Origin of the sequence: Streptomyces sp. NPDC050504 (genome assembly GCF_044458065.1) — a bacterium.
In the GTDB taxonomy this organism is placed as follows: domain Bacteria; phylum Actinomycetota; class Actinomycetes; order Streptomycetales; family Streptomycetaceae; genus Streptomyces.
In genome coordinates, this window is record NZ_JBITHO010000006.1 from 192787 (window position 1) to 215929 (window position 23143).

The 23143-nt window shown below is 72.8% G+C and carries 18 protein-coding genes; 7 read left to right on the plus strand and 11 right to left on the minus strand.

The genetic code is table 11. The annotated features are described in order from the left end of the window. Positions 1–101 precede the first annotated feature (101 nt). A complete protein-coding gene (locus ACIBNE_RS23590) occupies positions 102–974 on the plus strand; it encodes a catalase (RefSeq protein ID WP_399274575.1) in 873 nt (290 codons plus the stop codon). A gap of 158 nt (positions 975–1132) precedes the next feature. Here ACIBNE_RS23590 and ACIBNE_RS23595 read toward each other — a convergent pair whose 3' ends face one another. After that, positions 1133–4531 (minus strand): BTAD domain-containing putative transcriptional regulator, encoded by a 3399-nt coding sequence (locus ACIBNE_RS23595; RefSeq protein ID WP_399274576.1) that lies wholly within the window; start codon positions 4529–4531, stop codon positions 1133–1135. Positions 4532–5063: 532 nt separating this feature from the next. Between ACIBNE_RS23595 and ACIBNE_RS23600 the strand changes: the two genes are divergently transcribed. Beyond that, positions 5064–7775 carry a tetratricopeptide repeat protein gene (locus tag ACIBNE_RS23600; protein ID WP_399274577.1) on the plus strand — a complete coding sequence of 904 codons (2712 nt, stop codon included), beginning with the start codon at positions 5064–5066 and terminating at the stop codon, positions 7773–7775. Between the two features lie 14 nt (positions 7776–7789). Here the strand turns inward: ACIBNE_RS23600 and ACIBNE_RS23605 are convergent, their stop codons facing one another. Together ACIBNE_RS23605 and ACIBNE_RS23610 are read right to left on the minus strand one after the other, a co-directional pair. Beyond that, positions 7790–8800, minus strand: a complete 1011-nt coding sequence (locus ACIBNE_RS23605; RefSeq protein ID WP_399274578.1) for a hypothetical protein — start codon at positions 8798–8800, stop codon at positions 7790–7792. Between the two features lie 291 nt (positions 8801–9091). Beyond that, complete coding sequence (locus ACIBNE_RS23610; protein WP_399274579.1) at positions 9092–10099, minus strand: MsnO8 family LLM class oxidoreductase; 1008 nt, start codon at positions 10097–10099, stop codon at positions 9092–9094. A 235-nt stretch (positions 10100–10334) separates the two neighbouring features. Between ACIBNE_RS23610 and ACIBNE_RS23615 the strand changes: the two genes are divergently transcribed. Beyond that, entirely contained in the window at positions 10335–11312 is a 978-nt protein-coding gene (locus ACIBNE_RS23615) for a helix-turn-helix domain-containing protein (RefSeq protein WP_399274580.1), read from the plus strand. Between the two features lie 165 nt (positions 11313–11477). Then, positions 11478–11948, plus strand: a complete 471-nt coding sequence (locus tag ACIBNE_RS23620; protein ID WP_399274581.1) for a nuclear transport factor 2 family protein — start codon at positions 11478–11480, stop codon at positions 11946–11948. A 90-nt stretch (positions 11949–12038) separates the two neighbouring features. Here the strand turns inward: ACIBNE_RS23620 and ACIBNE_RS23625 are convergent, their stop codons facing one another. Further along, positions 12039–13022, minus strand: a complete 984-nt coding sequence (locus ACIBNE_RS23625) for an alpha/beta fold hydrolase (RefSeq protein WP_399274583.1) — start codon at positions 13020–13022, stop codon at positions 12039–12041. A gap of 239 nt (positions 13023–13261) precedes the next feature. On the opposite strand from ACIBNE_RS23625, the gene ACIBNE_RS23630 reads away from it, so the two are divergent. After that, positions 13262–14518 carry an SGNH/GDSL hydrolase family protein gene (locus ACIBNE_RS23630; RefSeq protein ID WP_399274585.1) on the plus strand — a complete coding sequence of 419 codons (1257 nt, stop codon included), beginning with the start codon at positions 13262–13264 and terminating at the stop codon, positions 14516–14518. A gap of 105 nt (positions 14519–14623) precedes the next feature. On the opposite strand, the gene ACIBNE_RS23635 is transcribed toward ACIBNE_RS23630, so the two are convergent. The 3 genes from ACIBNE_RS23635 to ACIBNE_RS23645 all read right to left on the minus strand — a co-directional run bounded on the left by ACIBNE_RS23635 (position 14624) and on the right by ACIBNE_RS23645 (position 17312). Continuing rightward, positions 14624–15919 carry an MFS transporter gene (locus ACIBNE_RS23635; RefSeq protein ID WP_399274587.1) on the minus strand — a complete coding sequence of 432 codons (1296 nt, stop codon included), beginning with the start codon at positions 15917–15919 and terminating at the stop codon, positions 14624–14626. Next, the gene (locus ACIBNE_RS23640) at positions 15916–16455 is read right to left on the minus strand and encodes an ArsR/SmtB family transcription factor (protein ID WP_399274589.1); all 540 of its coding nucleotides are present in this window, start codon (positions 16453–16455) and stop codon (positions 15916–15918) included. The genes ACIBNE_RS23635 and ACIBNE_RS23640 overlap by 4 nt, the downstream gene beginning before the upstream one ends. A 242-nt stretch (positions 16456–16697) precedes the next feature. Continuing rightward, complete coding sequence (locus ACIBNE_RS23645; protein WP_399275413.1) at positions 16698–17312, minus strand: CatB-related O-acetyltransferase; 615 nt, start codon at positions 17310–17312, stop codon at positions 16698–16700. Positions 17313–17453: 141 nt separating this feature from the next. Here ACIBNE_RS23645 and ACIBNE_RS23650 point away from each other — a divergent pair, with 141 nt between their 5' ends. Further along, a complete protein-coding gene (locus tag ACIBNE_RS23650) occupies positions 17454–18086 on the plus strand; it encodes a TetR/AcrR family transcriptional regulator (protein ID WP_399274591.1) in 633 nt (210 codons plus the stop codon). A gap of 55 nt (positions 18087–18141) precedes the next feature. Here the strand turns inward: ACIBNE_RS23650 and ACIBNE_RS23655 are convergent, their stop codons facing one another. The 3 genes from ACIBNE_RS23655 to ACIBNE_RS23665 all read right to left on the minus strand — a co-directional run bounded on the left by ACIBNE_RS23655 (position 18142) and on the right by ACIBNE_RS23665 (position 20859). Continuing rightward, the gene (locus ACIBNE_RS23655; protein ID WP_399274593.1) at positions 18142–18633 is read right to left on the minus strand and encodes a hypothetical protein; all 492 of its coding nucleotides are present in this window, start codon (positions 18631–18633) and stop codon (positions 18142–18144) included. Positions 18634–18753: 120 nt separating this feature from the next. Next, positions 18754–19341 carry a hypothetical protein gene (locus ACIBNE_RS23660; protein ID WP_399274595.1) on the minus strand — a complete coding sequence of 196 codons (588 nt, stop codon included), beginning with the start codon at positions 19339–19341 and terminating at the stop codon, positions 18754–18756. Positions 19342–19374: 33 nt separating this feature from the next. Further along, a complete protein-coding gene (locus tag ACIBNE_RS23665) occupies positions 19375–20859 on the minus strand; it encodes a hypothetical protein (protein ID WP_399274597.1) in 1485 nt (494 codons plus the stop codon). A 260-nt stretch (positions 20860–21119) separates the two neighbouring features. On the opposite strand from ACIBNE_RS23665, the gene ACIBNE_RS23670 reads away from it, so the two are divergent. Beyond that, positions 21120–22007, plus strand: a complete 888-nt coding sequence (locus ACIBNE_RS23670) for a LysR family transcriptional regulator (RefSeq protein WP_399274599.1) — start codon at positions 21120–21122, stop codon at positions 22005–22007. Between the two features lie 3 nt (positions 22008–22010). Here the strand turns inward: ACIBNE_RS23670 and ACIBNE_RS23675 are convergent, their stop codons facing one another. Further along, a complete protein-coding gene (locus ACIBNE_RS23675) occupies positions 22011–22910 on the minus strand; it encodes a glycoside hydrolase family 19 protein (protein WP_399274601.1) in 900 nt (299 codons plus the stop codon). Between the last annotated feature and the right edge of the window lie 233 nt (positions 22911–23143).

Genomic DNA, 23143 nt, shown 5'->3' on the forward strand with positions numbered 1-23143 from the left:
CACGCCCGCTTTGCCTCCCTCACGGGGGGGGCTCGGGTGGCAGGTGCGACCGATACGGTGCCCGATGCGCCCGTACGGCCGGATTCCCTACCGTCACCGCCATGACCAGTACTTCTTTCGAACACGGCGCTCAGCTCGCCGACCAGGTGGCCTCCGCGACGGGCGCCGATCCGGGCGACCGCCTCCTGCACACCCGTGGCGTCTGGGCGGCAGGTGAGTTCACGCCGTCGGCCAACGCCGCCTCCATGAGCGCGGCCGAGGTCTTCGCCGAGGCCGGCACTCCTGCCACCGTCCGGTTCTCCAGCACGCTCGGAGGCCCCGGCGGGCACGACGGGGACCCGTCGGACCACGGCATGGCCGTCCGGATCGGCGGCCTCGACCTCGTGATGTTCACGCTTCCGGTCTTCTTCGCGCGCACCGGCGCGGACATGGTCGAGTTCCTCAGGGCAGCCAACTCCCCCGACCCGTCGTCGGCCGTCCCCGCCTTCGTCGCCCGCCACCCCGAAGCGGCCGCCGCCCTCGGCCTGGCCCAGCAGGCCCGCCCCGCCGCGGGCTTCACGGGCCTGGCCTACCACTCGGTGCACGCGTTCGGCCTGGTGGACGCGGCGAGTACGACCCGCTGGGCCAGGCTGGGCTGGCGGCCGCACCGCCCGTTCGAGCCGCTGGCCCCCGAGGAGGCCCGCAGCCGGCCGAGCGACTACCTCGGCACCGGCCTGCCCGGCGAACTGCCCGCCCATTTCGACCTGGTGGCCCACCTACCGGCGGCGCGGGACGACGTGCACGACCCCACCCGGCTGTGGTCGTCCGAGCAGACGGTGACGCTGGGGATCCTCACCCTCGACCGGGCCGAAGCCCCTGACGTGGAGCCGGGTTTCGATCCGCTGCGCCTGCCGGAGGGCGTCGCCGCCCCGCTCGACCGGCTGGCTAGCGACCGCAGCGCCGCGTACGCGGCCGCGCGGCGGCGACGCGGCTGACCGGTCACCGGCCGGTGCGCACACGAAAGACGTGCGCGCCTCCTCTTTGGTGGTCGGTCCGGCCGGTCTCGTCGTGACGTTCATGCGGTCAGCCTCGCAGGCCGCACTGAACGCGCTCTCAACGTCCGCCGAACGCCGTGCCCGCGACGCGGCGCCGTTCATTCAGCACCGGACAGTTCTTCCAGACATGTCCCGACTTCGGCGGTGAACAGGGCCAGTCCCCGGGGTTCGGACAGCTCGCGGGCTTCCAGCAGGAGTTCGCGAGCGCGCTTCCGGTCACCGGCGTCGGCGCGGGCCCGAGCCAGGTCGATCAGGGCCGGGACCAGCTCGGTCAGGGCCTCGCCGCGGCGCAGGTGGTCCACCGCCTGCTCCAGCAGGGGCAGGTCGGTGCCTCCGGCGGAGGTCAGCGCGACGGCCCGCAAGGCGCGTCCGACCACCACGGGGGTGTCCCACCGCCGCGCGACGGCGAGTTCGGCCACCGCCAGCTCCCTGGCGCGCTCGCCTTCACCCGCCGTGAGCAGCTGCAGGGCGGCGGAGCTGCGCCAGGCGAGGTAGCCGGGGTTGTCCAGCCCCCAGGCGGCGTTGCGCCGACCGCAGTCGAGGAAGTACGCGGCGGCCTGGCGCGCCTGCCCGCGGGCCGCGCAGACCAGTGCGCGCACCCACTTCACCACCGTCCACTCCCACGTCTCGGGGTTCGCGTGCTCCGTCACGCTGTCGAGCCACTGGTCCGCCTCGTCCACCCGGCCCAGGCCCAGGAGCGCCTGGGCGTACTGGGCGACCAGGGCGGGCGGGCGGCGCGGCACCTGTTCGAGGGGCAGGTCGGCCATCGGGGCGCACGTGTCGAGCGCCTGCCGGTAGTCGCCGCGCCGCATGTGGACCTCCGCGCGCATGATGCGGCGGTAGATGTCCAGGGTGCCGAAGTAGTGGTCCTCGTCGAGGTCGCTCAGCTGCCCCGCGAGGGTGAACTGCCCGGCCCACTTGGCGATGTGCGTGAGGATGCCCACCACCTCCCGCGGCAGCCTCCCCCACTCCCCGCCCTTGTTGCACTCGGTGGGGAAACGGGACAGCGCCTCCGCGGCACTGCACCGTACGCCGAACGCGTCGTCCCAGGTGAGGACGGCGGTCGTCACCAGATCACCGGGTCCCTCGCCCGCTGCCCGCTCGGCGCGCAGCCGCCGCACGAACGCGGCCCAGCCCTCGTGGGTGAGCGCGGCCACCATCCAGGACGACGCCCGCACGGTCGCCGCCGCCACCGGATCGCGCCGTTCGGTCTCCGCGATCACCTCGTCCATGAGCGCGAGCGCTGCCCGGGACTGGCGGTTCGAGGCCATCGTCCAGGCCAGCGGGATCAGTGCCGTCGGCACCGCCTCCGTGGCACGCTGCCCTTTGAGCGCCAGCTGGAGGTGCGCCTGCGACGCGGCGGGGTTCACCCACAGCTCCAGCTGTCCGAGCTGCACGAGGACGGCGTCGCGCCGGTCGGGCCCGGCGATCCGCAGGGCGGCCTGGAGGTGGCGCAGCGCCTCCTGTACCGCGTTGTGCCGCAGACACTCGTCGGCCGCGTCCACCAGGACCGCCGTCCAGTCCGACCACTGCGTGCCCGTCAGGTCGTCCAGGTACCGGGCGGTCTGCCGGGTGCTGTGCCCGCCGCACAGGGCGTGCTGTGCGGCCGCCACCCGGAGGCGGGTGTGCTCCTGCGGCGAGCACAGCCAGCGCAGGGCGTTGAGGATGAGGGGGTGGCGGAAGGTCGGAGGGTCGGCCACGGCCAGGACGCTGCTCGTCGCGAACCGCTCGCACCGGTCCCGGATCGTCGCCACGGACTCCTGGCACACCGCCGCGAGCACGTCCGGCGTCGGCTGGCACTCGTGCAGGACGGCGATAGCCCGCAGCAGCAGTGAGCGGTCCTCCGTGTAGTTGTCCAGGATCAGTGCCAGTGCCCGTGTGTAGCGGACGTCCGGGGGGTGTGCGGGTACGTGCCCGGGGTCGAGGTCGGGCAGCGTGCACAGGTCGGCGATGAGTGCCGTCACGAGCATGGGGATGCCGGCCGTCGCCTGGTGGATGCTCTTGGCGAACTCCTGGACGTGCCGTGTCCCCACCCGGGGCGCCGCGAGTTCGGCGATCGCGGATTCACTGAGCCTGCCCACGTACAGAGCGGCCGACGCGGCGTTCCCCAGGACCAGGGCCCGTCGGCACACCTCCGGGTCCCACGGCCGGTCCTCCAGTCCCAGCACCATGAGGACGTGCGTGGTGCGCAACCTTCGTGCCAGGAGCGCGAGCACCCGCATCGAGCACTCGTCGGCGCTGGTGACGTCGTCGACCAGGAGGACCAAGGGGGCGCCTGCGGCGCTGTCGGCCAGGAGGCCGGCCACCCGGTCCGCCAGTTGACGGTCCGTCGTGCCGGTCTGGTCGGCAGTGGATTCCTGCCCGCCGACGGACGGTACCGGTACCGGTCCCACGCCGAGGTCGAGGCCGAGGCCGCTGAGGATCGCGTCCAGAAGGCCGTACGGAACGCTGTCGGCGGAGGGAGTCCTCGACAGGCCGACCCGTCGCGCTCCTGGTACCAGCCGCGCCACTTCGTCGAGGAAGCGGGACTTGCCGTGCCCGTAGATGCCGGAGACGACGGCCAGGCCGCCTTCGCCGGACGTGGCGCGGGCGGCCAGCGCCATGACCGTCGCGAGTTGGTCCTCACGCTCCACCAGCGGAGCCGCCTCGGAAGGCGCCTCGCCGGAGGGCCTGCGCGACACCGGCTGCACAGCGGTCGGCGCCGGGGTGGTCACGGCGGCCAAGGACGTCTGCTCGCGCGTGCCCGGGAGCGCCCCCGACAGGATCTGGCCGTGCAGCGTGCGCAGCTCGCCGCCCGGCTCGACCCCCAGCTCGTCGGCCAGGATCCGCCGGGTCCTGGCGTAGACGTCCAACGCGTCGGACTGGCGGCCGACCAGGTGCAGCGCACGCATCAGCAGGGCCCGGGGGCGTTCGCGCAGCGGGTGCTCGGCCGTCAGGACGCGCAGCCGGTCGATCACGGAGTCGGCGCGGCCGCGGGTGACGGCGATGTCGAGGCTGCCCTCCAGCGCGGCCAGGCGGCGCTCGGTCAACGTCGTTCGCCACATCGCGGCGTAGGGACCCGGTACGCCCGCCAGGGGCTCGCCGCTGTACAGCCGCAGCGCCCCCGCGTACAGCCGCTCGGCCGCCTCCCACTCGGAGCGGTCGCGGGCGCGCTCGCCCTCGGCGACCAGGCGGTCGAACTCGCACACGTCGATCCGCTCGTCCTCGATCCGCAGCTGGTAGCCGCCGTGGGCGTACAGCAGCACGGAAGGCGGGGTCCGGGGCCTCCGCTCCGGCTCCAGCACCCGGCGCAGTCCCGCCACGTGGGTCTGGATCACCCCGACGCCGCTCGCCGGTGCGGACTCCTCGTACAGGGCGGAGAGCAGGCTCTGGGCCGACACCCACTGACGGCGCCGGAAGGCCAGCGCGCACAGCACCGCCTTGCGCTGGGGCGGGCCCAGGAGCAGCGGCTGCTCGCCCCGGCGGGCTTCGACTCCGCTGAGGAACGTGAGGCGCACCTCCTCCGGCAAATGCCCCTTTTCCCCCGAGCGCCCCACAACACCCTCCGAACCCCGCTGATACGCGACCAAAGAGGCGTACTTTACCTGGGCCCACCAACCCGACGGGCACCCGCGCACCCAGCGGGTACCCCGTACGTCATCGGGTGCCTCGGAGGTCCCTGCCGCGTGTCGTGGAACGGGTGACGCGCGCCCCAGCGGCGGGGCATGCTCCTGACCGGCGCCCGTGGTCCTGACCGACGGCCCGTGTTCCGGACCGACGGCGTGACGGACGTGGTCGTGCCGCACGGAGTACGGAGTGCGGAGTGCGCGGAAACCGGTGCCGGGCGCGGCGGGCTCTTCTACCGTGAGAGCACCCACAGGAACGGCCACACGGGGGGCGGAGCTGGTGGACGCTCGGGCGGAACACCCTGGAAGACCGGACGTACCGGCGGACGGAGGCACCGGACCGGGACCTGCCCCCGGGGACGACGCCCGCCCGCCCGCGCCGCTCTCCGACACGCGGCTGCCCGGTCCTGCCGCTCCGGGTCCGGTGCGGCAGGACCCCGGACCGCTCGCCTCCGGGGAAGCGGTCCGCAACGACCTGTCGGGAACGGTCCACGGACCGGCGCTCCAGGCCGGAAGCATCCACACCCTCAACTACACCGTCGCCCCTCTGTCCGACGCGACGGCAGGGTGGCCGTTGCGGGTCGGCGCCGTGCCCGACCTCGCCACCGCCCACCAGCCCCGTACCGCGCTGCGGGACCACGTCGTGGCCGCCCAGGACGACTGCGGCACGGTCGTGCTCAGCCAGGTCCTGTCGGGCGGGGGCGGCGTCGGCAAGACCCAGCTCGCCGCCGCCCTCGCCCACCAGGCTCTGCACGGAGGCACCGACCTGGTCGTGTGGGCCGACGCCTCACGGCCCGAGCACGTCCTGGGAACGTACGCGAGGGCCGGAGCGGTCGTCCGGGCGCCGGGGGCCACGGGGCAGGACCTGGAGACGAACGCGCGGGCGTTCCTCGACTGGGCCGCCACCACCGACCGGTCGTGGCTGATCGTCCTGGACGACCTCGGCGATCCCGCCGCCCTGCGCGGCTGGTGGCCGCCGACCCACGCGGGCCGTACGACGGGACCCTCGAGGGGAGGCCCGTCGCGGCGGGCGGTGATCACCACTCGCCGCAAGGGTGCCGACATCGGCGGCGGTGGCCGGCAGGTCATCGACGTGTCCGCCTACACCGCCGCCGAATCCGCGAGCTACCTCCACGACCGGCTGACCGCCGCGGACGCCCCGCACCTCCTCGACGGTGCGGTCGAGGAGGTCGGCGAGGCACTGGGACACCTGCCGCTGGCGTTGGGCTACGCCGCCGCGTGGATGATCAACGAGGACCGGCCCTGCGCCGCCTACCTCCGGCACTACCGCGATCAGGAACGACGCTTGGACGACGTCCTGCCCGCGGACGGGGACGGCGACGGTTACGGACGCGAGGTCACCGCGGCGCTGCTGCTGTCCCTCGACGCCGCCCAGTCGGCCCGGCCTGCCGGACTGGCCGCCCCGGCCCTGGCCCTGGCGGCGTTCCTCGATCCCGCCGGACACCCGGCGGAGTTCTGGGAGACCGACGCCGTCACCGCCTTCCTCGGCGCGCGGCGGACCCCGCCCCCACCGGCGGAGCCCGGTCGTTCCCGGCCGACGGAGCCCGGTCGGCCACGGGTCGCCGGACGGCCGGCGGGCGAGGCGGGCCCCGAGGCCGCGGCGCCCGGAGCTCCGGTGGCCGCGGGGGCGGCGCGGTCGGCGATGCGGCTGCTGTACCGCTACGGCCTGCTCACCGTGCACCGGGACGACCCGCAGCGCACCGTGCGCGTACACGCGCTGACCGGCCGGGCCGCCCGCGAATCCCTGGAGTCGGGCGCACGGGCCGCTGCCGTACGGGCGGTCGCCGACGGGTTGCTCGCGCTGTGGCCCGCCGAAGACCACCAGGACCTGGCCCGCGCCGCCGCGCTGGCCGCCAACACCGACCATCTCCTGCCCCACACCGCCGACCTGCTCTGGCGGCCCGACGGGCACCTCCTCATCTACGCGACGGGCAACTACCACCGGGACTACGGCCTGCCCGCCACGGCCGTCGCGTACTGGGAACAGCAGACCGACCGCGCACGGCGGTTCTTGGGCGACCGGCACACCGAAACCCTGCTCACGCACGCCAACCTGGGCACCGCCTACCGCAAGGCAGGGCGCAACGCCGAGGCCACCCTCATCCGGGAGCAGGTCCTGGCCGACAGCGAAAGGCTCTTCGGGGAGGGGAACCCCCAGACCCTCACCGCCCGCGCCAACCTCGCCGTCTCCTACGCGAACGCCGGGCGCACCGACGAAGCGATCGCCCTCGAAGAACGCGTCCTGGCCGACCGCGAACGGTTCCTCGGCCGACAGCACCCCCAAACCCTCATCGTCCGCGCCAATCTCGCCGTCTCCTACGCGGACGCCGGGCGCACCGCCGAGGCCATCGCACTCCAGGAGGACGTCCTGGCCGACCGCGAACGGTCCCTCGGGCAACAGCACCCCGACGTCCTGCGGGCCCGTATCAACCTCGCCGCCTCCTATGCCAGTGCCGGTCGGTCCGCGGAAGCCATCGCACTGGAGGAGCGCGTCCTGGCCGACCGCGAGCGCCTCCTCGGGCACGACCATCCCGACACGTTGCGGGCCCGCGCCAACCTCGCCGACTCCTACCAGGACACGGGGCGCACCGCGGAAGCCATCGCGCTCCAGGAGGACGTCCTGGCCGCCAGCGAACGGCTTCTCGGGCACCAGCATCCCGACACCTTGCTGGGCCGGGCCAACCTCGCCGTCACCTACGCCAATGCCGGGCACACCGCGCAGGCCATCGCCCTCCAGGAGCGCGTTCTGCCGGACAGCGAGCGTCTTCTGGGACAGCAGCATCCCGATACCCTCACCGCCCGCGCCAACCTGGCCGACTCCTACCGAAGGGCCGGACGCACCGGTGTGGCCATCGTCCTCCAGGAACAAGTCCTGGCCGACAACACGCGACTACGCGGCCACCTGCACCCCGACACCCTCGCCTGCCAGACCAACCTCGCCCTCTCCTACTGGGACGCGGAGCGCGGAAAGGAGGCGACAGCTCTGTTGCGGCAGGCGGTGGAGGCGTCCCGCCAGGTCCTGGGGCCCGAGCACCCTCACACCAGGAGACGGCAGGAGAGGCTGAACGCGTGGACCGCCCCGGACCCTTCGGGCCCTTCCGGCGACGGGCCGTGAAAACCGCCCGGCCGTCAGCCCGACCCCTGGCCCGCCCGCTCTCTCGGCCGGGCCGCTTCCCGGCCCGAAGAGTCCGGTCGAGCGGCGGCGGAGGTGTGGGCCAGGAAGCCGACTCCGACGAGCGCGATCAGCGATACCCCGGCCAGGGCACCGAGGGTGTCGACGTCGGGGTGCGCAACGGACTGTCCGCGCTTCGCCTGCCAGGTGAGCACCGCGAACACTCCCGCGTACCAGAATGCGCACAGGCCGATGACGCGGGTCCTGGTGCCGTCGTCGAGCGGGCGGCCGCTGCGGGTTCCGGCGAGCCACATGACGGCGAGGACGAGCAGCAGTACGTGCAGGGCGTGCATGCCCATGAAGTGAGGGACCCTCAGGTCTCCGCCGGTCAGGCTCCAGTTGGTGAGCGGCATGCCCCGCCCGTCCGGGTCGCCGATCCCGTGGCCGCCGCTCAGCGGGACGGGGTTTCCTGCGGCGTCGGGGACGGTGCGCGGTGCCCCGGTGCCGCTGAGCCAGACCGCGACGCCCATGCTGGCAACCGCCAGCAGGAGACCGGCGGCCAGGGCGAGCTTGAGGGCCCGGTCGCGGGCGGGCTGGGCCAGGACCAGTACCGCGGCGACCAGCGTGGTGGCCATGAGCGGCATGACGCCGATCCCGAACGCCGTGTGCACGGTGTCGGCGACGTCGCCGGTGCTGTCGTTGAAGTGGCTGAACGTGCCGTGGGCGGCGGCGTAGGCCACGGCGCCGACGTCGATCGGTCCCGCGACGGCGAAGACGGTCCCGGTCCACCAGCCGGTGCGTCTGGCTCTGGTCAGTCTGCTCAACAGCCAGGCGAGGGTGAGACCGTAGGCGGCGAAGCCGAAGCCGAACTTCGCCGGCTTCAGCCAGACGGACTCGCCCAGGATCTGCCGGTCGTCGACGGCCATGCCGACTGCCGAGAACACGGCCAGGGCCATCATGAGCGCGGAACTCAGGGTCAACGGACGGTGCCAGCTGCGTAACGCGCCGAGCCGGACGATGCTGTTCATCACGGACACTCCGGGTGAAGGGCAGTGCGCGGCGGCGGCCTTCGTCGAGTGAGGACCGGTCCCGCCAGGACAGGTGAGCGGCCGCGGCGGGCCTGCTCACACCTTCCGACAGCGGCGGTGGCCCGGTCACTGCGGTCCCCACCCCACCCGAGGTGGGGATAACCCCACCCGGAACAACCCTCCCGGTCGGCCCCGATCAGCGCGGCGTACGGTCCGGCGCCCGCGCCTCACCGCTCATGGCGCATCCGCCGGGCCAACTGAAGCCCGCCAGAGGCCCGTTCACACGGTCGGTCAGGCGCGGCCTTCGACGGAGCCGACGTCGGGGAACTCCCCCAGGTACTTCCTGATCAGCTCGTACGAGCCGACGCGGTCGCGGAAGTCGTAGACGGGCGTGGTGAGCATCAGCTCGTCGGCCCCGGTCTCTTCGGCCAGTTGCGCGAGCCTGCGGACGACGGTCTCGGGGGTGCCGACGGCCTGCCGCGCACGGAAGCCGGCCAGGGCCCGCGCTTCCTCCTCCGTGAAGGGATGGGCGGCGGCCTCGGCGGGCGTGGGGAAGGGCAGGTCGCCGATTCCCTTGAGGAGCCCGGCCTTGACGACGTTCATCGGCCCCCCGCGCCACTGCGCCTCCTCCTCCGTCTCCGCGCACACCGTCTCCACGCACAGCAGGACCCTGGGCCGCGCGCACCAGCGCGAAGGGGCGAACGCGGCCCGGTAGTGCTCCACGACCGCACGGGTGTTCTCGGGCCTGATGTGGTGGGCGACGGCGACCGGCAGGCCGAGTTCCGCGGCGAGGGCGGCCCCGGCGGGGCTGGAGGCCAGGAGCCACGGCTCAGGCAGCGGGCCGAGTGCGACCTCCTCCACCAGGAAGGCCAGGATCGCGGCGACGTCGTCCCGGTACTCGGAGTCCGTCGCGGGTCCGGCTCCGCGGCGCAGGGCCCGTACGGTGGCCTCGTCGAAGGTGCCGGGGCCACGCCCGACACCGAGGTCGATGCGGTCCTCGTGCAGGGCGGCGAGGGTCCCGAACTGCTCGGCCAGTGTGATGGGCGCGTGGTTGGGGGCCAGCACGCCGCCCGAGCCCAGCCGGATCGCCGAGGTGGCGGCCGCGGCGTGCGCGATCAGCACGACGGGCGGGAACGCACCGATCGCGGGGGAATGGTGGTGCTCGGCGTACCAGACCCGGTGGTAGCCCAGCCGTTCCAGCTCCTGCGCGAAGGCCGCGGTGTCGCGCAGGGTGTCCACGGCCCGGGTGCCGGTCTGGACCATCGCGACTTCGAGCGCGGAGAGCGGGATGTCGATCATGCCCGCCATCATAGGTATCCGCCGCCGCGACGAAGGGCCCGGTGATCCCTTTCTCGCCACACGACAACATCCGCCCCCGGTATCCGCCACGCGGCGTCGGGGAGCGCTCCGGAACGGGGGTCGTGGACGTTGCGGGCCAGCGGGCGTCTCCGCCGTGCGGGCCGACCGGCTGGCTGATCGACATTGGCGGAATCATGAATTGCCGGGAACGGGCGACCTGTTGAGGATGTGCGCCATGGGGAACCAGGAGGGAACAGACCCGGAACAGGCTCAAGACCCCGCCGGCCTGGTCGCGCTGATGCGGGAACTGCGTGACCGCTCCGGACTCACCTATCGGCAGCTCGAACAGATCTCCGCCGACCACGGCACCGTTCTCGCGCGGAGCACCGTCTCCAACACGCTGGCACGGGAGACCCTGCCGCGCCCCGAGATGCTCGCCGCGTTCGTCGCGGCCTGCGGGCAACCGGACCGGGTGGAGGCGTGGCTGGCCGCGCGGGAGCGGATCGCCGCACGTGAGGCCGACGGGGCCGACGGGGCCGACGGGGCCGACGGGGCCGACGGGGCCGACGGGGCCGACGGGGCCGACGGGGCCGACGGGGCCGACGGGGCCGACGGGAGCATCGCCGGTACGACCGAAGCGGATGCGGATCCACTGGTCACGGCGGCCTTCGAGCCGTCACGTGAGGAGTCGCACAGCGACGGACGGGCCCGGGGCACGCGCCGCCGTCCGCTCGTGTTCCTGACCGTGCTCGTGGTCGTCTCACTGGGTTCGTGGGTGCTCGGCGGCGGGCCGGGCCTCGACTTCGAAGACGGCTCCGACGCTTCCGGCCCATCCGCCCCGGCATCGCCGACCGCCGTTCCCGGGACCGCCTTCTCACTCTTCGAGGGGCGTACGACGAGGGGCGCGACGTCCGCCAGCGTGGGTTACCGCTACTGGGACAGCGGGGACGGCTGGTACGGAATCGAGTACGTGATGCCGCGCTCCGTGGACGACCGCGCCTCGTACGGCGACGGCTGGGGCGGAAAGCTCCTCATGCACTACCAGGACCGCTTCGGCAGCCACACGAACGGGCTCACCGACAACCCCGACGGCGAGCAGGACACCGGCAAGGACAGCATCCGGTACGGCATGAAGAACGTCTGGTTCGAGGTCTGCGACTCCGACGGCCGTCGGCTCCGCGACTGCCAGAGGCTGCGCAAGGCCCGCGCCTGACACGTGGGGGACCACGGGCCAGGAGCTCGCCCGTCGGCCCTCTCACGCATACCGTGCCGTCCGCCCTGGGTAGGCGATCCGTCGGACGGCACCGCTCCGCCGCGGGTCTGCCCGTACCGCGCACGCCCCGGACGGACCACCCAGCCCAACACCGAGGAGAACACCGTGGACCGCACAGGTGACCACCCGTCGACACCGGGTCCCGGCAGCGACGTCGCGGCCGGGGAGCAGCACGGCGGCGCGGCGGGCCCCGCCGTGCCCCTCGCCCGCACCCCGGAAGGGCGCCGCGACGTCGCGCGGATATTCCGGGACATCGACACCTTCGACCCCGACAGGTTCGTCGCCCACCTCACCGAGGACGTGGTGTTCCGCTTCGCCAACGCCCCCGAACTGACCGGCCGCCCCGCGGTACGGCAGGGCGTCGCCGATTTCTTCGCCACCATCACGGGCCTCTCCCACCACCTGCTGCGCGTCTGGGAGGAGGGCGACACCGTCATCGTCCAGACCGAAGTCACCTACACCCGCACGGACGGCAAAGAGGTCACGGTCCCCAACGCCGACATCCTCACCTTCCGCGGCGACAAGGCACGGGACTGGCGCATCTACATCGACCTCGCGCCGGTGTACGCCGACTGAGGCCTGCGGCGGGCGCCGTTGGCGGCGGGCAGCCCGCCCCGGCCTCCGTCACAAGGCTTCCGTCATGAGGTTTTCGTCACGAGGCTTCCGTCACGAGGGCAGGGCTGCGAGCCAGTCGAGGAGAAGGGCGTTGGTCTCCTTCGGGCGCTCCTGCTGCACCCAGTGGCCGCAGCCGTCGAGGACGTGCGAGGCGGTCAGCGCGGGCATGGTCGTCGGGAACGCGGCGATGGCCTCGCCGAACCACCGGGTCGGCCCGTCCAGGCTTCCGCCGATGAACAGGGAAGGCTGGACCAGGGGGGCGCCGTGGTGCTCGCGCAGGTCCTGGCCGTCGTGGTCCATGGCCCGGTAGCGGTTGAGCCCTCCGGTCAGCCCGGTGCGCTCGAACTCGGCGGCGTAGCGGTCCAGGTCGGCCTCGGAGAGCCAGTCGGGCAGCGGCCCGGTGGGAAAGCGGTCGCGCATCCGGGCGCCCGGCGGGATCGTGAACGGGTCCGGGCGGCCGGGATCCGCCATGCCATCGGCCGCCAGGGCCGTGTAGAAACCGGCCAGCCAGCCGCGCACGTCGGGTTCGATCTCGGCTTCGGCCCGGCCGGGCCGCTGGAAGTAGTCCAGGTAGAACTCGCCGCCCCGGGCCAAGGGGGCCAGCGCCTCGGTGAGTTTGATGTCCGCGGGCGGCGCGTACGGCACGCTCAGCAGGCCCACGGCGCGGAAGGTCTCCGGGTACGACAGGGCGGAGGCGGTGGCGATGGGCGCACCCCAGTCGTGTCCGACGACGACGGCCGTCTCCTCGCCCAGAGCCGTGACCACGGCGTGGTTGTCTGCCGCGAGCGCTCCGATCCGGTACGCGTCCCGCTCGGCCGGTTTGGAGGAGCGGCCGTAACCGCGCACGTCGATGGCGACCGCGCGGTAGCCCGCCTCGGCCACCGCGGGCAGCTGATGCCGCCAGGAGTACCAGGACTCGGGAAACCCGTGGACGAACAGGACCAGCGGGCCGCTGCCCATCTCGACGAGGTGGATGCGCCCGGCCGGCGCGGAAACGACTCGGTGGGTGACGGGGGGCTGGGGCGACGGTGACACGAGCGCCTCCATGACGAGGGAGCGGAAAACCCGCCGGACGCCCTCCGAACAGGCCCCGGATCGGAATTTCCAGCCGCATCATGCCCCATCCCGACCTCCCCGAACCCGTCGCAGGACGCGAGCGCACCCGCGTCCGTGCGCCGCTGACGGCGAACTCTGCGGAGAACCGTTTCGCCCCGCCGTACCCCACATCCATCGGCCGCCTGTCACACTCCGCTGCCGGGGCGGGTCAGTCGGGCATGAACGCCAAAACCATCGCCCTCGGCATCGCACTGACCGCCACCGTGGTCTCCGCTCCCGCCACCGCGTCCGCCCGGCCCGCCCCCTGGCGCAGCGCCTGGGCCTCGTCCCAGCACGCGCCCGCCGACACCTCGTGGAACCCCAACTGGTCGACGGACGGTTTCGACAACCACTCCGTGCGCCAGGTAGTCCGCGTCGGTTCGGACGGCACCTCGCTGCGCGTCCGGGTCTCCAACGCCTACGGGACGGCTCCGCTCCGGCTGACCGGGGCGACCGTCGCGCGCAGCGCGGGGGGCGCGGCCGTTCGGCCCGAGACGGTGCGCGAGGTGAGGTTCCACGGTGGTGGGTCCGTCACGGTCCCCGCGGGCGGGGAGTCGTCCAGCGACCCGGTCGCGCTGCGGGTCCGGGCCTTCGAACGGCTCACGGTCACCTTCTACTTCCGGGGCGCCACGGGCCCGGCGACCTTCCACAACGCCGCGCTCACCACCTCCTACCGGGCCTCGGGGAACCACCTGCGCGACGCGTCCCAGGACGCGTTCGCGGGGCGGTCGAGCGCGTCCTGGTACTACCTGGCCGGGGTGGACGTGAAGGGCGGCGCGCGACCGTCGCGGTCCCGGAACGCGGTCGTCGCGTTCGGTGACTCCCTCACGGACGGCGTCGGCTCGACGCCGGACGCGGACCACCGCTACCCGGACGCGCTCGCCGACCGCCTCGCGCGGTCCGGTGCTCCGCGTCCCGTGCTCAACGCGGGCATCGGCGGCAACAAGGTGCTCACGGACTCGGTCTGCTCCGGCGAGAGCGCGCTGGACCGGTTCGGACGCGACGCGCTGGACCGCACCGACGTGGGGACGGTGATCGTCCTGGCGGGCACCAACGACATCGTGCAGCCCGCGATGCCCGACGACCTCTGCACGCTGCCCACGACGAAGGTCACGGCGGCGCAGATCATCGCGGGGCACCGGCGGCTCATCGGACAGGCCCACGCACGGGGGGTGCGCGTCCTGGGCGGCACGCTGCCGCCGTACGGGGCGTTCCCCTACTGGAACGCGGCGGGCGAGAAGCTCCGCGTCGAGGTCAACCGGTGGATCCGGACGAGCGGCGCGTGCGACGGGGTGGTGGACTTCGACCGGGCGGTGGCCGACCCGGAGCACCCTGAGAGGATCAGGGAGGAGTACGTCTTCCCGTTCGACGGGATCCACCTCAAGGACGCCGGGTACAAGGCGATGGCCGACGCGGTCGACCTGAACGTCCTCTGACGCGCGTGGGGCGGCTGGGCGGGGCGCGGACGAAGGCGCTCTGCCCGGCTGCGCGGAAGGCGCCGCGACCGTACGGATGCGACGGTCCGGTGCCTTCCGTACGCGTCACCGCAGTTCGGCCGATTCCTCCCGGGCCGAGGGCGCGGGCTGCGGCTGGTCAGGGACGTCGGTCGGCGCGGCGGCGCGCAGGGCCGCCTCGACCCGGCGGTTGCTGGTCATGGTCGCCGTGACCGCGGTCATGACGAGGAGGAGGCCGGCGGCGGTGTAGAGGGGGGTGCGTATGTCGTGGGTGGTGGCCAGCCAGCCGCCGAGGAAGGCGCCGAACGGGGCGGCGCACATGGCGAGCATGCGGGAAGTGGAGGCGACCCGGCCCATCAGGCGGGCGGGGACGATCGCTTGGCGGAGGGAGGGGCCGAGCACCATCGTGGCGCCCATGCCCGCTCCGCAGACGGCGAGCGCGAGTGCGGCGACGTATGCGTTCGGGGCGGTGGCGAGGCCCAGGATGGCGAGGCCTTCGACCGCTGCCGTGCAGGTCAGTGCGGTGCCGGTGCCGAGTCGTCGGCCGAGGAAGGAGGCGATGGCCGCGCCGAGCAGGCCGCCGGTGGCCTCCGCGGTGAGGAGCAGGCCGTAGCCGAAGGTGCCGATGCCGAGGCGTTCGTGCGCGAAGAGGGCGAGCACGGTCTCCACGGCGAGGAAGGCGACGTTCCCGACCGCCGGACGGAGCGCGAGCCCGAGCAGCAGCCGGTCCCGGAAGACGTACGCGGCTCCGGCCCTCGCCTGGCCGAGCAGCGACTCGCGGGCCTGCGGTGCGGGCCGGGGCGTGCTGGGCAGGGACCGTACGAGCAGTGCGGAGAGCGCGAAGGACACGGCGTCCGCGAGCAGCGGAACCGCCCGCCCGAGTGCGAGCAGCGCGCTGCCCGCCGGCGGTCCCGCGAAGCCGGACGCGGCGGTCTGGGTGCCGCGCAGGCGGGAGTTGGCGCGCTCCAACAGTGCGGGATCGCGGCCCAGCAGGTCCGGCAGGTAGGCCGTGGCGGCCGTGTCGAAGAAGAGTCCGCCGAGGCCGAGCAGGAAGGCGACGGCCGCGAGGAGCGGGATGCTCAGTACGTCGAGCGCGGCGGCGGCCGCCGGTACGGCGAGCAGCGCCGCACGCGCCGCGTCCGCGACCCACATCGTGCGGCGGCGGTCCCAGCGGTCCACCAGCGCGCCGCCGAGCACCCCGAAGAGCAGCCACGGCAGTGTCCCGGCCGCCGTGACGACGGCGAGCGCCATCGGGTCCCGCGTCAGGGTCAGCGCGAGCAGGGGAAGCGCGGCGTGCATCACTCCGTCGCCGAGCGAGGACACCGTCTGCGCGGTCCACAGCCGTCCGAACCCGGTCGGCAACTTGCCTGTTTCCGAGGTCACTTGGCGTCCCCCTCCGCCTCTCCGCGCGGTGCCGGGCGGAACAGCGCGAAGGCGAGCGAGACGTCGGGGAGTGACGGGTCGGACAGTTCCCGGTACTCGTCGGCCAGTGCCTGCAGCCGCTCCCCCAGCTCGGCGAACTGCTCTTCGGTGAGGCGCAGGTGTGCCATCCGTACGTGTCGTTCGCTGTCCGCCGGTACCGCTTCCAGGTCCGCCACCATGTGCCGCATCAGCACGTCCGGCTGCCCCGTTCCCGTCTCCGGCAGGACGATCGCCCGTGCGGCCATCGCGTAGTACCGCTCGGTGACTCCCCGCACCTTCCGCGTCCGCACCACCTTCACCAGGCCGGCGCGTTCGAGCAGCCGCACGTGGTAGCTGGAGCTTCCCTTCGCCAGGCCCACCCGCTCGGCGATCTGCGTGATCGTCGCCGGCTCGAAGCGGAGCACGGCCATGATCCGGTGACGGGTGAGGTTGGAGACGGCGCGCAGCTGCTCGTCCGTGGTGACGTGGAACGTCTCGGAAAGATCGTCGGTAGGCATGCGCCCAATGGTCAACGTTTCTTGACCATTGGGCAAGGGGTTTTCACCTGCCTTTTCGAACCGCATCGGCGGCGGGTAGGGTGAGCGGGCCCCGGGTGCTCGCAAGCTTGGGGACAGGGACCGGCGGCCGCGCAAGGTGTGCACTCGCGTTCGAGCGAGGTCGTCCACGGACGGGTTGCCGCCGGTTCAACGACGTGCGCGGCCGACACGGTCCCGACGGGAAACGCGCCGGAGGGGCGGCGTCAGGGCCTTTCGAGCTGTGCGGCGGCCCGCTCCAGGTCGGTGACGGTCCCCGACATGATGGTCCGCACGTGCTCGGTGACGTGCTGTACGGGCCAGTCCCACCAGGCCACGGCGAGGAGCCGGGCGATGCCCGCGTCGTCGTAGCGGGTGCGGATGAGACCTGCCGGGTTGCCGCCGACGATCCCGTAGTCGGGTACGTCGGCGGTGACCACGGCGCCGGACGCGACGATCGCGCCGTGGCCGATGCGCACGCCGGGCATGACCGTCGTGCCGTGGCCGAACCAGACGTCGTTGCCGACCACGGTGTCGCCCCTGTTCGGCAGGCCGGTCAGCAGGTCGAAGTGCTCGGCCCACGAGCCGCCCATGGTGGGGAAGGGAAACGTGGAAGGGCCGTCCATGCGGTGGTTGGCGCCGTTCATGATGAACCGCGTGCCCGTGCCCAGCGCACAGTACTTGCCGATGATCAGCTTCTCCGGACCGTAGTGGTAGAGCACGTTGCGCGTCTCGAACGCGGTCGGATCGTCCGGGTCGTCGTAGTACGAGTACTCCCCGACCTCGATCAGCGGGGACTTCACCAACGGTTTGAGCAGGACGACGCGCGGGTGCTCGGGCATCGGGTGGAGCACGGAGGGATCGGCGGGAACGGGCGTCACGGGAAGGGGAGTTCCTCTCGGCTGAACCACTAGAGCGACAACTGTCGTTTTAAGATGCTGGCACAGTACAGCCATGTCGATCAACCGGATGGGGAGTCGTCGATGACGGACCCGGCAGGCACCTCAGTCACGTCACCCGGCAGTCGTCCGGGCGGCCGCACGGCCCGCGTCCGCGCCCAGGTCCTCGACGCGGTGCGCGCCGAACTCGCCGAGAACGGCCACGACGGACTCACGGTGGAGGGCGTCGCGGCCCGCGCGGGAGTGCACCGCGCCACGGTGTACCGGCGCTGGCGTGACGTGGGCGGCCTGCTCGTCGACGTCATCGAAGCCGCGGGCGAGACCGACTGGCGGCCGCCGGACACCGGCTCCCTGCTCGGCGATCTGACGGCCCTCAACCAGGAGATCCAGGAATCCCTCGTCGTACGGCCGTCGTTCGCCGTCGCACTGATGGCCGCCTCGTTCCACTCGGAACGGGCCTCGCAGGCCCAGACACGGCTGTGGGCGGACCGGTACGCCCAGTGCGCGGTCCTCGTGGAGCGCGCCGTCGAGCGCGGCGAACTCCCCGCGCGGGAGACGGACGCACAAGGCCTGCTGGTCGCCGCCACGGCGCCGGTCTACCACCGGCTGGTGCTCCTGCGCTCCGCCCCCGACCCGCGGCTCCCCGAGCAGGCCGCGTCGGCGGCGGTGCTGGCCGCCGCGGCAGGCGCCTTCACCGTCCGCCGGGAGCGGACGTGAACGCGATGCGACCGTCCCGGCCTCGGCGCCGTACGCGCCGCCCCGCCCCTCTCTCTCAGTGCAGGATCTCGGCGCGCACCTTCTCCTGCGGGGTGGCGATGTCCGAGTAGCGCGCGGTGCCCCGGGCGTCCTTGAAGGCGCCCGTGCCGCCGGTGATGGCCATGTCGAGCGAACTCCCTTCGCCCGTGCGCAGCGCCTGCATGGTCAGGGTGCCGCGCCCGATCTCTATGGTGATCACGACCTGCGACATGGTCTTTCCGCCTTCGACGCGCACGACGTGGGACGTCCCGGCACCGTGCCCGACCTCCCGGCCGTTCTCCACGGCAGTACCGGAGTAGACGCTCATGTCCCCCAAGGTCGGCCCTGTCGCGCCGAGGTCGACGGCCTCGTACTGAAGCCCCTGGAGCTGGAGTTCCACGACTTCGACCCGGCCCCTGTCCGAGGTGTCGGCGTCGGCGCTGCCCACTGCGAAGGCACCGACCGCGGCGGTGGCCAGCGACAGGGCCGCGAACTTCCCGAGCACAGGGCGCGCGCTGTTCTTCCTCATGGTGAAATCCCCTCGTCGCGATCTGTGTGTGCGAACAACTCGACGCTATGCAGAGCGCGTTGAGGCGTCCAAGACCAATACCGCCATGACGTCATCACGCCGACGGCATGAGGTGGCGGGCTACGGTTGCGGCCCGCACCGGGGGAAGTCCACGTCGACGTAGGGCGCGTACGACCACTGCTTCGCCTGGGGCTCCCCCACGTCGTACCACTCCGCCTCCACGCGCAGCCGGTAGACCTGCGGCAGGCGGGAGACCAGTTTGACCACGAAGGCCGCCGTCTCGCCCTTCTCGAAGTTCAGGGGCTTGACCTGGCTGCTGAAGGACCTCGCGCGGACGTCGACGCGCGCCTTTCCCGGGGAGAGTTCGACCCTGTGCTGATAGACCTCGACCGGCGCCGCCGTGATGGTGCGGTGGAGCGTCCCGCTGGGCGCGAACGACTCCACGAACAGTTCCAGGGACACGAGGACGGCCGGTCGGCCGCCCGCGTTGGACACGGTGAAGCTCAGCTCGTGCGCGGTGCTCCACTCCGCGGGGCCGCTGAGGTGCAGCGCGGCGATCTCCAGCCTCGCGGTGTCCTCGGCCTTCTTCCGCCGCGCGTCCAGGGAGGGGCGCAGCAGGGCGACGACCGCGGCGAGCAGTCCGATCGCGGCGACGACGGCCGCGAAGACGCCCGCGTCAGCGGTGAGGAACCCGACGAGTGACGTCACCTCAGCCCCCGATCCCCTGGCGCGCGTCGGGCGCTAGCCGCTTCTGCCCCGGCGGAACAGCCGGGAGATCCGCGACGCGGCACCGCGTCCGGGCGTACCGGGTGAACCGGGCATGCGGGGAGGGACGTCCGGGGCGTCCGGGGCGTAGGGGTCGTCCTCGCCCTGTGGGCGCTCCCCCTGTCCTGGCCCGCCCCCGCGCCACTCCAGGTACTCGCGTCCGGTCACCTCCTGCATGAAGTTCTTGGTCACGTCGACGACGATCCCGGACTCGGGTCCGGTCTCGACCAGGTTCAGCACGTGGTCCTCCCAGATGACGTCCCCCATGTGGACCGTACGGATCCATTCCCCCCACCCGTGGGTGACGATCTCGATCGCCGCGTCGAACTTCTCGGCCTCCTGTGCGGAGAGCTGCGAGCGGTACTCCTCGCGCAGGCCCGAGACGGCCTCCCGGTAGAACTCCTCGGCTTCTTCGCGCCCCATGTGGGAAGGCCTCGGCACGCGGTAGTAGACGGCGCCCCGGTCCTGCCAGTAGAGCAGTCCGGGCGTGTCCAGCCGGGCGCTCGTGCCGCAGAAGACGCACTGCGCGCGGTTCAGCGAGTCCCTGAAGTAGAGGGTCCCGTTGCCCTCCGAGATGCTGGGGCTGTACTGGTCGAGGGCCAGGGGGCTCCGCGAGGAGAAGTGCATGGCGCAGTTCACGCACGGTCCGGCCCCCACCGGCCAGCGCTCCTTCGAGTCCGCGGGCATGCGGGCGAGGTCCACCGCTTCCAGGACGTCGGCGAGGTCCTCGACGGCCGCCGCACCGTGGGCCACTTCGCCCTCGGCCAGTCCCACGGCGAAACCCCGCAGCATCGTCACGTACCGGGCTAGGCCCTCGAAGGAGGCGAACCGCCCCGACGGCAGGATGGACATGGGAAGGCCGCCCCACTTCCCGTCGGGCGCGAACGCGAGGCCCATCAGGGGGAGCCGCGTGTACGGCCCGTCCATGAGCAGCAGATGCAGGTTCCACAGGAATTCGGAGACGATCGAGCCGAGGAGCTCCCCGTCCCCGCACGCCTCCACCGAGGCACGCAGGTCCGCGCGCAACCGGTCGATCCGTCGGCCGTTGCCGGGCAGCGTGCCGAACGAGGCGCCGAGCACGTCACGCGCCGTACGGATGTGGAGGGCCATCGAGCTGCCCTTCCCCTCGGACATCGCACGCACGTAGGCCTCGGCGGCGCCGTCGACGGCCTGCGGGGTGATCGCGCCGTCCTCGGCGCGCAGCCGCAGGTTCTCCCCCGCCGTCAGTACGGAGAGGGTCACCGAGATGTGCCCCAGCAGTTCCCTGCCCTGCTCCGGGGTGGCGTGCCGGGCACGGTAGTCCAGCTCCGAGAGGAGGCTCGGATGGAACCGGTCGCGGCAGAGGTCGACGGCCTCGTTCCACGCCTCTTCCGATCCCACCTCCATGACAGCGGCCAGGACTGAGATGTTGTCGAGACGTGTGCGGTGGCCGTAGGTGTGCGCGGTAGCGGAATGGTCCACGTCGTCTCCCCCGCCGAGGCTGCCGGACACCGGCACGCACTTCGGTATGTTCCGCACCATAACCGATCCACGCCTGTTTCCAAGGGAGTTGGCGAGGATTCGTACGGTTCACCCGGTGTTGGCCCCCGGGTCGGGCGCGAGAGCACGCGCCGGGGCGGGCGCCGGGCCTGCGCGGTGGTGCGGCGGCGCGATGGCACGGTGGTCCAGTGGGCCGCATATGCTCCTTGCCGCACGTGGCCACGCCCGCCCGGGGAGAATCGATGGACGTCCGCCAGCTCACGTACTTCCTGGCGATCGTCGACACCGGGGGCTTCCACCGGGCGGCGGGCACGCTGTACGTGTCCCAGCCGTCGCTCTCCCAGGCCGTCCGCGCGCTCGAACGCGACCTGGGGTCCGAGCTCTTCCACCGGATCGGCCGACGGGCCGTGCTCACCGAGGCGGGCAGGGCCCTGATCGAACCGGCCCGTGCGGCCGTGCGCAGCCTGCAGACGGCGCGGGCGAGCGTCGCGGCCGTGCACGAGCTGCGGTCGGGGCGGCTGGACGTGGCCTCGATGCCGTCCCAGGCGATCGAACCGCTCACCACGCTGATCCGCGCCTTCAGCCGCCGCCATCCCGGTGTGGTGGTGGGCGTGAAGGCGGTGTCCACCAGCCGTGACGTGATCGAGGCCGTGCGCACGGGTGCCGTGGAGTTGGGGCTGGCCGCGTCGCACGGCCCGCTGCCGCAGAAGGAGGTCTCGTCCCTCGAACTGGGTCGGCAGCGGTTCGTGCTGCTGGCCCCGCCGGGTGGCCCCTTCAGCGGCCGTACGGGCGTGGAGTGCGGGGAGCTGGCGGGCGAGCGGCTGATCGTGGGACAGCCGGGAACGGGCATGCGGGCCTACGTCGACTCCCTGCGCGAGCGGGGCGTGGCCTTCACCGTGGCGGCGGAGACCGAGCACCGGGCCGCGCTGCTGCCGCTGGTGCTCGCGGGTGTCGGGCTCGCGGTGGTGACCGAGTCCTGGCGGGACCTGGCACGCCGGGCGGGGGCCGAGGTCCTGGACATCGAGCCCGCGACCGCCTTGCGCATCGGCCTCGTCAGCCGCCGGGGCTCCTTGTCCCCCGCGGCCGCCGCCTTCCTCGACACGGTGCGCACAAAGACGGCGGCCCCCTAGAACTCAGCAGGTCAGGTTGGCGCCCGGGGTCGTACCGAGGATCTGCGTGAAGCGCTGGTAGCTGTTCACCCGGCTCTGGACCTGGGCGGGGTTGCGGCCGTCGCACTCCTGCGCGCCGTTGATGCTGCGGATCGTCTCGCCGAACCCCCGGCTGTTGACCATCGCGTCGTGCGGGGTCATGGTGCCGGGGCCGCGCTGGGTGTTCCAGTACCAGAGTGCCGTCTTCCAGGCCACGGCCGGGTCGTTCTGCACGAGCCAGGGGTTGTTCAGCAGGTCGATGCCGAGCGCGTCGCCCGCGGCCTTGTAGTTGAAGTTCCAGCTGAGCTGGATGGGGCCGCGCCCGTAGTAGGCAGCCTGTCCCGCCGGGCACCCGTAGGGCCGGCTCCAGTCGCAGTACGTGGGGTAGTTGGCGGTGTTCTGCTCGACGACGTGCACCAGGCCGCCGGTCTCGTGGTCGACGTTGGCGAGGAAGGCGGCCGCCTCCTGGCGCTTGACCGTGTCGCTTCCGGTGTTGGCGAAGCCCGGGTAGGCGCCGAGCGCGGCGACCAGGCCGCTGTACGTGTAGAAGCCGTTCCGGTTCGGGAACATCTGCCGGAACTGCGCTTCGCTGACGAGGAAGGGGCCGGGCTGCTGGCCCCCCTGACAGGTGTACGGATCCCAGTACCAGGTGCTGATCAGCGGGTCGTAACCGGGATTGTCGTGCTCGGCGACGTAGTAGCGGCCGTCGGTGTACTTCACGACCGTGCCCGCCGTGTACCAGGCCCCGGCCCTCCAGGCGGGTGCGGTGTCACAGGGCGTGGCGGCCGCGGGAGCCGCACCGGAGGCGGGGGCGGTGCCCATGACGGCGGCCACGGCCAGGGCGAAGGCCGACAGGGGTAGGGCAGCGATGCGGCTTCTTCTCATTCTCGGCTCCTGCGGGGGAGAGGGAGGGAAGAGGGACTGTCCTGCCGATCGGTGGGTCCCGGCGAGTGAAGCGCTAATGGTCTGTACCTGTCAATACCCGCAACGCCCGTCCAGGGCGCGGAGGAAGCGCGGGCCCCGCGCGCTCCCGCGCGATCCGCGCGGCGGTCGTGGCGCCCTGCCGCGGGCCGCCCACTCAGCGGCCCGCGGCCCCGCACGAGGCGGTGCGGCAAACG

Excerpts from the sequence above, each read along its gene's own strand:
- ACIBNE_RS23590 (WP_399274575.1), top strand. The coding sequence starts at position 102 with ATGACCAGTACTTCTTTCGAACACGGCGCTCAGCTCGCCGACCAGGTG.
- ACIBNE_RS23605 (WP_399274578.1), bottom strand. The coding sequence starts at position 8,800 with ATGAACAGCATCGTCCGGCTCGGCGCGTTACGCAGCTGGCACCGTCCG.
- ACIBNE_RS23610 (WP_399274579.1), bottom strand. The coding sequence starts at position 10,099 with ATGATCGACATCCCGCTCTCCGCGCTCGAAGTCGCGATGGTCCAGACC.
- ACIBNE_RS23615 (WP_399274580.1), top strand. The coding sequence starts at position 10,335 with ATGGGGAACCAGGAGGGAACAGACCCGGAACAGGCTCAAGACCCCGCC.
- ACIBNE_RS23630 (WP_399274585.1), top strand. The coding sequence starts at position 13,262 with ATGAACGCCAAAACCATCGCCCTCGGCATCGCACTGACCGCCACCGTG.
- ACIBNE_RS23640 (WP_399274589.1), bottom strand. The coding sequence starts at position 16,455 with ATGCCTACCGACGATCTTTCCGAGACGTTCCACGTCACCACGGACGAG.
- ACIBNE_RS23645 (WP_399275413.1), bottom strand. The coding sequence starts at position 17,312 with ATGCCCGAGCACCCGCGCGTCGTCCTGCTCAAACCGTTGGTGAAGTCC.
- ACIBNE_RS23650 (WP_399274591.1), top strand. The coding sequence starts at position 17,454 with ATGACGGACCCGGCAGGCACCTCAGTCACGTCACCCGGCAGTCGTCCG.
- ACIBNE_RS23655 (WP_399274593.1), bottom strand. The coding sequence starts at position 18,633 with ATGAGGAAGAACAGCGCGCGCCCTGTGCTCGGGAAGTTCGCGGCCCTG.
- ACIBNE_RS23670 (WP_399274599.1), top strand. The coding sequence starts at position 21,120 with ATGGACGTCCGCCAGCTCACGTACTTCCTGGCGATCGTCGACACCGGG.
- ACIBNE_RS23675 (WP_399274601.1), bottom strand. The coding sequence starts at position 22,910 with ATGAGAAGAAGCCGCATCGCTGCCCTACCCCTGTCGGCCTTCGCCCTG.